At 49.0% G+C, this 10,614-nt stretch carries 3 protein-coding genes and 1 pseudogene; 1 reads left to right on the forward strand and 3 read right to left on the reverse strand.

What is annotated here, in order from left to right:
* Nucleotides 1-269, reverse strand: a pseudogene (locus tag QUA38_RS24280) (hypothetical protein); the annotation flags it as partial.
* A gap of 414 nt (nt 270-683) precedes the next feature.
* Nucleotides 684-4,208, reverse strand: a complete 3,525-nt coding sequence (locus QUA38_RS24285; RefSeq protein WP_333166434.1) for a response regulator — start codon at nt 4,206-4,208, stop codon at nt 684-686.
* A gap of 1,711 nt (nt 4,209-5,919) precedes the next feature.
* On the opposite strand from QUA38_RS24285, the gene QUA38_RS24290 reads away from it, so the two are divergent.
* Nucleotides 5,920-6,543: a GNAT family N-acetyltransferase gene (locus QUA38_RS24290; protein WP_333166437.1), complete on the forward strand. Its 624-nt coding sequence runs from the start codon at nt 5,920-5,922 to the stop codon at nt 6,541-6,543.
* A 648-nt stretch (nt 6,544-7,191) separates the two neighbouring features.
* Here QUA38_RS24290 and QUA38_RS24295 read toward each other — a convergent pair.
* On the reverse strand, nt 7,192-10,614 hold a 3,423-nt coding region (locus tag QUA38_RS24295; protein WP_445305100.1), incomplete at its 5' end, for an Ig-like domain-containing protein.

The following is a 10,614-nucleotide window of genomic DNA, read 5'->3' on the forward strand; positions in this document are numbered from 1 at the left end:
GCATTTGTCTTGGCAGTTTCCTTAACCTTCTCTTCTGTATCTCGGATGAAGTTCTTGGCTCGTCCAGCATCTTTGCTAGCTTTTTCTTGAACCTTATCGCCCGCATCTGCTTCTGCTGCCATCGAGTTTACAGCAGGAGAGGCCATTGCTGCGGTGTTCGAGAAGAACGCACCAGACCACACGAAGGCCATCGCGGACACGCAAAGCACAGTTGCAGCCATCCAGCGCCCGACTGTCGAAAGCCGTTTCGTAAAAGAATTCAGTTTCATACAATACACAATCAGATATGACATTCTATTTCTACTCGATCGGAGCGCTCGGCTGAACCGTTCTCTAGAGAGAGGTTATCCGCCGACCAACGGTTAAAAAATTTCCCTCTTTTGATAGATGGAAGCAACGAAGGTCAGTCAATTTTAGATTTTAGATTTTAGATTTTAGATTTTAGATTTTACTCCCCAGCCGCCATTTGGAATCTTGAACTTTGGTGAGTCGATTGTAAATTTTAGATTAAAAATTAAACAATTGATATCGATTTCGGTGCAACCGGAATCGATATGAAACAGCCTTGGGGCGGGTGGGGTGAATGTAGTTCACTCAGTTGAAATCTGCTGTATTTACGAATAGGTTGTTTCCGAGATTGTGTGTGGGATATCAACATATAATACTTAACAAACAACTAATGACTAATCACAATTTAGTAAAAAAGTCAATACAGTTTCATCAATTCCCTTTAGTTTCAAAGGCTTATATTTAACAATGCGATTTTCCTCAACATAATCTGCAACCGCCGCCGAAATTAGCACCGTGTTGGGTTCCGTCACCTCTTGCAAGCGGGCGGCAATATTCACGCTCGGCCCGATCGCAGTATAATCCGATCGGTCGGGGCCGCCAAACATCCCCACCACCGCAGTACCCTGGTGAATTCCGCAGCGAAACCGCACCGGAAGCATCCCATTTTCCCCAACAATTCCCTGCTCCAACCAGCCCTGGTTAAGCTCCTTGAGAGCTCGCAGCATCTGCCCAGCAGCAGCTATAGCGCGGCGTACTTGCTCGTTAGGCGTTAGTTCCTCCGGCGCGCCAAAGAAAGCCATTACCGCATCTCCAACAAACTTGTCCACCGTACCGCCACTGTCAAAAATAGCCTTAGTCATTGCAGCCAAATATTCATTCAAAAGCTCAGCTACCCGGCGCGAGCGCAGCGTATTTGCCATTTCAGTAAAACCGACAATATCGCTAAACAAAATAGTAATCAATCGCGGTTCGGGGCGCAAATCCAGCGCCAAATCTCCAGCCGCTGCGGCCTTCACCATCGACGGCGGCAAAAATCGGCGAAGCACCGATTCAGTTAAATAACTGTTCAACTGCTGTACTCGGCGCTCGTTTTGTTTGAGGGCGATCAAATTCCGCACTTCTGCCAACAATTCTCGATCATTAAAAGGCTTGGACAAATAAGCATCCGCACCCCTTTCTACTCCTTCAATTCGAGTATCTTCATCGGCTTTAGCAGTCAGCAAAATTGCCGGAGTTCCCTGCAATTCCTCATCCTCTCGAATCATCTTAATCAAATCCAAGCCCGAAATCAAAGGCATCATCAAATCAGTTATAATTAAATTAGGGTGACGTTTTTTAGCCACGGCAAATCCTTCTTCTCCGTTGCGCGCCAGCAAAACTGCAAAGCCGGAATCTCGGAGAATGGCCGACACATAAAAGCGCAAATCCGGATTGTCGTCAACCACCAAAACCGTTCCCACTGCTGTTTCTGATCTTATTGGTTGGAGCGCCTCAAAGTTATGATGTTCTGCCTCATTTTCTGACAAATCTGCCTCCACATCTGCCAGTTCCACCGCAGCTTTGGATGAGTGAAACTCCGCAGGTATTTCTAGTACCTGTTCCGGGGGCAAGTGAGTCGAACCAAAGTGCAGCCAAACGGTAAAAGTAGTACCTTCGCCGTAAACAGATTCAACTGAAATTTGACCGCCATGGAGTTCGACTAATTCTTTGACAAGTGCCAAACCTAAGCCGCTGCCTTCGTAGGAACGGCTAGCTGAACCTTCGGCTTGGCGAAAGCGCTCGAATAAATAGGGAATTTGTTCGGTGCGAATGCCGATACCGGTGTCTTTTACTTGTAACAAGCAGTGAGCGCCGGCAGATTCAACTTTCAGGGTGATAGTTCCGCCTTCTGGGGTGAATTTGACAGCATTTGACAGCAGGTTGTAAATAACTTTGTCAAATCTTTCCAAGTCCAAATAAAGTAAAGGACATTCTTGCAGTTGGGTAATTAAGTGCAGTCCTTTTTTCTCGCAGTAGGCGCGGAATGACTCTGCGGTAGAGTAACAGAAACCGACTAAATCGCAGGGGCGAAAACTTGGCTGCATCCGTCCGGCATCGAGCCGCTGCAAGTCCAGCAGTTGATTTACCAAGCGCAGGAGGCGGCGGGAATTACGCAAAGCGATGACGGCTTGTTCGTAGGGTAAGTCTTCTTGACGCCTGCAAGCTGATTCCAGAGGGCCGATAGTTAGAGTTAGAGGCGTGCGGAACTCGTGGGAGATATTTTGGAAAAATTCGGTTTTGAGCCGATCGGCTTCCAGAAGCCGTTCTGCCTGCTGTCTGGTAGTCTGGTAGAGGCGCGACTGCTGCACGGCTAGAGCAGCTTGAGTTGCGACTATTTGAGCCAGGTCAATGTCTGAGATGTTCCAGCGGCGGATGCTGTGATTTTGGCGCAGGGAAATGCTGCCGATGATTTTGCCTTCTGAGAGTAAGGGAACGACTAACAAGGCGCGGGCTGGCGATCGAACTTGCAGTTCTGTAACATTTAACTCGGGGTGTTCATCGAGATCTTCGATCGCCACCGGCTCTTTTGATACCATAACTTGCAGCAACAGCGGATTGCCCCGAATCGGCACCAAAGACTGTGGCAAAGAAGGATGGGCAAAAACCCAGGCGCGAGTGTTCTCAGCAGCATCACCAGAAGCAGTCTCGTAGCCCAGAGGGTTCGCAACTAGCTCTGGATTGTCAATAAAACCCTGTTCTACAGCCACGGTATCCCTATCTGTGTCGTATAGCCCCACGCATTGGACGTATTCATCATCTTCTGTCCACAGAGATAGGGCGCAGCCGTCAACTTGCAAAGCTTGGCCGAGTTGTTGAGTAATGGCTGCAAAAATATTTTGGGGATCGAGACTCGATCGAATTGCCGTAGTAATAGTATTGACTAAGGCCTCGCGCTTTGCCAGCGCCCGCACCTGTTCGTAAGCCCGGGCTTGAGAAAGCGCCAAAGCCGCTTGGTCTGCCACCGTAATTACCAACTGTACCTCGTGGTCTTGCCACTGGCGCGGTTCCTCAAACTGGTGCAGTGCCAAAACTGCCATCAGTTCCATTTTGTAAAACAGCGGTACGATCAAGCTCGATCGAATATTCGCAGCTTCGTAAGCTTGCTGTCGTTGCTGATTATCCCAGTTTAAAACTCGATTGTCAGTTTGGGCATCTTGAATCACCTCAACATCCAGAGTTTCCCAAACCAAATCCGGCAGCAAATCTGGGGAGAGTTCTGCTGCACAAGCATCTCCGGGCGTGACTTCCTCATCGCCCCCCAAACCTTTTGTTTCGGCTTTCTGGTAAACGAACCACTCATCGGCCACCCGGCCGTCTTGGAACGGCCGCAGCAGACAGCAACTCACCTCAAACATCTGCCCGACAGTTTCCACAATTCTTTGCAGCATTTGCTGGTAATTGGGAGCCGAGCGGATAGTATTGGTAACGGCATAAAGCAGCGATTCTTGGCTCAAAGCACGGCGCAGTTCATTGGTGCGCGTTTTCAGAAGATTGTGAGTCTCAACAGCTTGACTGACAAGATTTATCAGCTCTTGAGCATCCCAAGGCTTGGTAACGTATTTGAATACTTTGCCAGCGTTAATAGCTTCAACTAAATCTTCAACATCCGTATAGCCAGTTAAAATAATTCGGATCACGTCGGGGTACTGAGCCGCCGTCAGGCTGAGAAACTCCGTACCGCTCATTTTTGGCATTCGCTGGTCGGAGATGATCACTGCAACTTCTCCCTCTTTTGCCAAAATTTCGAGAGCAGCGGGACCAGATTCGGCTCTGAGCACTTTGTAGTCTCGATGGAAGGTGCGGTAAAGCAAGTCGAGGTTATCCGGTTCGTCATCGACGATCAGAATTTTTAGCTTAGGATTTTCTTGGGAATTCATGCACCGTTCTCCTGTGCCCCAGGGCTGTTCGATTTAATAAGTCTGATTAAAGGAAGAATTCGCCGATTTAAATTGATGAAGTCATACCATTTTCGATTTTCTATTTGCGATTTTCGATTGCGAATGACTGATGACCTAAGGGTTGGTATTTTGCCTAGAGTGCCATTATTTTTGGAAAATGGTATCACAATAATTCGTGGATATGAAGTTGTTGTGAGTATGCGAGGCAAGCATCAACCTTGATTTTTGATGTCTGGGTTTTCAATTTGGAATTCTTCTGAGCCACAGTTATCTGTCGTGCACCCCAATTTTATTATTTAATGATATTCACATAAACTCGTCTCCCGATAATTTTCTTTCACCGCTTATCTTTATGCAGCAGGAGAGCAAACACAAATCTGGCAATTTTAACTGCCGTCTGGATATCTCAGAATACATAGGAATAACCGTCCTGATTGTGAGTTGATTTGCCAAATTTATGTTTGAGCCTGGCTCCTGGGACTATTTTATTTGGTATGTGAAAGCTGCCCGCAACAAGATACAATAGACAACCAACATCTTCGCCTGTGTTTTTTCCCACAAGTAACAGCAACTTTAACAGTCACCCAATGATACCGACAACAATCCGGCGTCGATCCCCTGACTGATATTTCGGGGTGGCCCACAGACCACAGAGGTGTCTGTGGGAGTGACGCAATTGCTGTACCATTTTAGTTAGACTTGCACTTTTTTCCCCGATATCGGAATTTTTTCTGCCTCCTGCAGACCAACGCCCAAGCCAATTACTGTGGCGAAACACCGCAAGAGCGAGCATCCATCTGTTAATCTTAGCTAGGGATGTACTCTGTGGAAACCTATCAGTCGATTTTAGATTTTAGATTTACTCCACAGATGAATCGCGGAGCTTGAACTAGTGTCTAAAATTTTGATCTCTCCACGACCAGTGTCCGTGGCGTATATCATCGGTTCTTGGGCTGGGTCCATCAGCTCGATCGAGGTTTTGAAGGTCTCGCTCGCGCGCAGCAGAGTATCTAACCGACGGGGAAAACCCCTGCAGACTGTTTCCAGGCATCCAAATTTAAATTAGGAGGTTGGAAAAGTACCCCCTGGCTCAACAGGTAAAGCCGGTTCGATCGAGGACGGGCGATGGATTGCCCAGAACTGCTGAAAGCTGGGGTGCCAGGCCGGGGGGCAGCGGGGAACATCCGACACGCCAGCGCGCCCGGTGTTAGTCTGATAAGTCGTTGAGTTTTTCAACTACCGCTTGACGGATAAATTATATTCGATCGGGTATTTCCGTAAGCAGAGAGCGGTAGGATTCCGGGAACCTGACCTTAAAACCTTTGTGATTGTTTTTAATACCTTGCCCCCTAAGCTGTCGCGAATTTAATTTGTAAGCTACTGTTTACTTTAACTCTTGTGATGCCGGCCCAAAGCCAGGGATTAAGCCTCAAGTTAAAGCCCAAATAGTTGATCCACAAATCTAGTATTATCGGATGAGTTTGATTCTTTCAGAACTAGAGTATTAAAGGCTCAAAATTTTACATTTACCTCAAATACTACTTAAAGTAAAACACAAAAAAATGTAATTTAATCTGGATAATAAACTATGCCTATAAGTTACGTTATAAGATCAGTATAACATTAGTAAATTTTCTAAGAGGGTAGCTTAGAAACCAGCGTAAAAAAATTAATATAGTGGCCTGGCATTGTGAATCCTTCATTTTTTTCCTCACCATCTCACCAACAACAAACTCCCGGAATTTCTGGTTTTTCGATCCGGGTGGCAGCGCCCAACGACTTAACGCAGCTAGCTGATATTTTAGCCATGAGCTTTCACTCCCGCGAGGGGTTTGTAGAATGGGTGTATCCTGTGTTGCGTTTGGGCATTTACGAAGATTTAAAAAATCGGCTGCGTTCTAAGGCAGAACATTACATTTGTCTGGTTGCTGAGCTAGTCTCGCGCGAGGAGGGAACGCAGAATTATCGATCGCACCGAGCTCAGCGAATGGCAGGAACAGTAGAAATGGCTCTGCGTTCTCGCTTTCCTTGGCAAATCCCTAATTCTGACTATCCTTATTTGTCGAATTTAGCCGTTCACCCCGACTATCGGCGGCAGGGGGTTGCTCAACAATTGCTCAGCAACTGCGAGGAGACAGCCAGAGAATGGGGATTTTCTGAGATTTACCTCCACGTTCTGGAAAATAATCACGCGGCGCGACAGTTGTACTATCAGGCCGGCTATCGCTTGCAACAGGTGGATTGGAATTGGACTGGTTGGCTGTTCGGCCAGCCGCGCCGGCTGTTTTTACGTAAGCAGATTTCGCTATCTTAAGCTAAGTATTGGAATTGATCGTGGGGAATTGGGTCGAAGCAGGAAAAAGGAAAAACTAGCTATCCATGTATCTTTGGCTTCCGAATTGTGAATCAATGGAATGGGTATGAAGAATTAGTGATGAATTTTAGTTTGCTCTTAAGCCCGATCGCACAACACACTAAAATTATTTGGTAGTAAACACTTGAGCTACTAACCCTTGTGTACCTGGGAACACCTGAAAAACCCCATATAAAGTTAGATCAACTCCGGTAGCCTCGTCGGGCGTAAAAGTTCGTCAAAAATCATAGAGAGTGCAACATAAATTTATCTAATTTATCTGCGTTAATCTGTGTTTATCTGCCCTCATCTGCGGTTTTAAAAAGATAATTTATCGAACTGCACATGACAAGGGATTGACGCCGCTAAAGATAATAGACTTATGAATAATTCCGAGGCGAACAAATTTGATATTATACCAAATCAGGCTTGAATATACCGGGATTTTTTAGAATTTTATAGAGGGACAAAAGGCAACTGTAAGAGCGAGGTCAAGGGCCGAGTGCTACACAGTTTCTAACCCAGATTGAGTATTGTGAGGAACGCCACAGAAGTTCTGATCTGCTGTGGCGTTTTGTTTGTCAGAACAGGAGACTTTCGCCGCCAATTCTAGAGCTCAGAGAGATTTGGTAAGAAATCCGAGGAGCCGATCGCCCCCTTAACCCCAACCAGATTCGCTAAAACCCGATCGGTGCCTGCTACTTGCAGCAACGTACCGTTCGGAGTGGCGCTAAATTGCAACTGCTGGAAACTCAGCCCGTCGGTCAAAACAAACTTATCGACGCCTACCTCAAAGTTAATCACAGTATCAGTGCCGCCCTCACCATTCAACACAAATTGATCGCTCCCCATACCTCCAATTAAAGTATCCTCGCCCCAGTCGCCAAACAGCCAGTCATCTCCAGCGCCCCCATTGAGCAGGTCGTTATCTTTACCACCAATCAGGGTATCGCTGCCAGCATCTCCGTTGACAGTATCTTGGCCTTCGTTGCCGTAGAGCAAGTCATCGCCCTCACCGCCGTTGATGCAGTCTTGCTGGTCATTTGCGCCCACCGAGACTCCCCGGTTATCAGCACGATCGCCATAGATGGTATCGTTGCCCTCGCCACCGCAGAGTTCATCGCTGCCATCACCGCCGTAAATCAAGTCGTCGCCCCGATCTCCCTGTATGAGGTCGTTAGCTTTGCCGGCGTAAATCAAGTCGTTGTCTTGACCGCCACTGATGCTATCTTCAGCTTCATCGCCGAACAGCACATCAGCACCGGTGCCCCCAAAGAGCAAGTCATCGCCGCCAACATCTTTAGCTCGACTTCGAGCACCGCCGTACATGGTGTCGTCGCCGCTGTCGCCGACAAGGGTATCAGAGCCGAGTTCGCCCCAAATCAGGTCATTATCTTTGCCACCCCAAACACAATCATTGCCTTTACCTGCTTGCACGGTATCATTACCGTGGCCGCCGCCGATGATGTCGTTGCCGCTGTCCCCAAAGATTAAGTCTTGTTCGCCGAGATCCCCGATTGACTGGGAACTGCCGCTGTCGCCGAGCAGAGTATCGGCTCCTTGGCCGCCGTAGAGGGTATCGGAGCCTAATTGACCGTAGATGATGTCAGTGCCTTTACCTCCGTAAGCGCGATCGTTCTCTTTGCCTGCAACCAGCGTATCGTTGTCTTGTTGGCCGTTGAGGAAGTCGTTACCGAAGCCTCCGTACAGCAAGTCGCGTCCCTGGGAGTCGCTGGCCCTTTGGTCGCGGATGCCCCCAAACAAGCTATCGGAGCCGATGCCACCAAACAACGTATCGGAGCCGAGTTCGCCCCAAATCAGGTCATTTTCTTTACCTCCAAGGGCAATATCGTCACCTTTGCCGGCATGGATGGTATCGTCGCCCTCGTTGCCGTTAATGAGGTCTGCACCCTCGCCTCCGAAAATCAAATCGCGAGCATCGTCAGGACTCTGGGAGTTGTTCTGCCCGGTGTCTCCGACAATCGTATCCGCACCTCTATCTCCAAACAGGGTGTCAGAGTCTAAGTCGCCGGCAATCCAGTCATTCTGTTTGCCTGCAAATACGATATCGTTGCCCTCGTCTCCGTAAACAATATCGGTGTCAATGCCTCCAAAAATCGTGTCATTGTCTTCGTTGCCGTAAATTTCGTCCGCGCCGTCTTCACCTAAAAGCAGGTCGTTACCTTCAAAACCGACAATTTTTTGGTTGCCTTTGGTGTCTACGATCAAGTCATCGCCGTCGGTTCCTTTGGTGGTTTGTCCCTCTGGAAATTGTGAAATAGGCCGGACAAATCCAACTGCAGGTGGTTGCTGGGGGGGCGCAAAGTTAATTCCCGGTTTTTCAATAATGGGCGAACATTGACAGTCGGTATCTGTATCCCCGATCGGATTTGAGATACCGGGCGCGGGTGTTGGTGTGGGTGTAGGTATGAGTGGGGGAACAGTTCCAACTGGCCTCAAGATAGCAGCAACAGTAGCGCTAGCGGGGCTGACTTTGCCGAGGTTGTCGGTGGCGGTGTAGCTGAAAGTTGCTCCGTTAAAGTCAACTGTGGCTACGAAAAATAGTTGCCCTATTTGTGCCGGAGTCAAAACTTGACCGGCTGTCACGGGTACGTCGCCGTTGACTGAATCTGATAAGAACAGGACTCCTTGGTTGGCTGGGGGGACGCTGGTGATGGTGTAAGAGACGATCGACCCATCGGGGTCACTTCCTCCCAATCCCAACACCTGCACGATGCCGTTAGTCGGAACCGTGAAGTTAACATTGTTAATCGATGGCGGTTGGTTGGAAGTCGGGGAGATAGCGGCAACTGTGGCAGTGGCGGGGCTGGTAGCGCCGCTGTTATCTGTGGCGCTGTAGCTGAAATTGGCACCGGTAAAGTCGCCGGTGGATTGGAAAAATAGTTGTCCTATTTGTTCCGGTGTCAAAACTTGACCTGATGTCACGGCTACTCCGCCGTTGGCTGGATCTCCTAAAAACAGGATTCCTTGGGCCGCTGGCGGTAGGGTGTTGATGGTGTAAGAGGCGATCGACCCATCGGGGTCACTTCCTCCCAATCCCGGCACCCGCGCGCTGCTGTTGGGGTCTACGGTGAAATTAGCATTGTTGGTTACTGGGGGTAAGTTTAGGGGATTTGGTGTGGGAGTTGCTCCTGTGGAACCGAGAGTAGCGGTAGCCAGGGGACTGGTAGCGCCGTTGTTATCTGTGGCGCTGTAGCTGAAATTGGCACCGGTAAAGTTGCCGGTGGATTGGAAAAATAGTTGCCCTATTTGTGCCGGTGTCAAAACTTGACCCGGTGTCACGGGTACGCCGCCGTTGGCTGGATCTCCTAAAAAGAGGACTCCTTGGTCTGGTGAGGGCAGGGTGTTGATGGTGTAAGAGGCGATCGACCCATCGGGGTCACTTTTTCCCAATCCCGGAATTTGCGCGGTGCTGTTGGGCTCTAGGGTGAGGTTAGTATTGTTGGCTGCTGGCGGTTCGTTGGGAGTTGGTGTTGGAGTTGGTGTTGGTGCTGGAATCGGTATTGGTAATGGTGTGGGAGTGGGCGTTGGTACTGGTGCTGGAGTCGGCGGGGGTGTCGTTCCTGTTAAACCGAGACTAGCGTTAGCTGGGGGGCTAACTGCGCCGCTGTTATCTGTGGCGCTGTAGGTAAAATTGGCACCGGTAAAGCTACCTGTGGATTGGAAAAACAGTTGTCCTATTTGTTCCGGTGTCAAAACTTGACCTGGTGTCACTGGTACGCCGCCGTTGGCTGGATCTCCTAAAAACAGGATTCCTTGGGCCGCTGGAGGCAGGGTGTTGATGGTATAAGAGGCGATCGACCCTTCCGGGTCAGTTCCTCCCAATCCAGGTACCGGGGCGCTGCTGTTTGGCCCTACCGTGAGGTTAGTAGGTGTCGCTACTGGTGGTTGGTTGGGTGTCGTTCCTGTTAAACCGAGATTCGCGTTAGCTGGGGGGCTAACTGCGCCGCTGTTATCTGTGGCGCTGTAGGTAAAATTGGCACCGGTAAAGCTACCTGTGGATTGGAAAAA

The organism is Microcoleus sp. Pol12B4, assembly GCF_036701385.1.
Lineage (GTDB): Bacteria > Cyanobacteriota > Cyanobacteriia > Cyanobacteriales > Microcoleaceae > Microcoleus.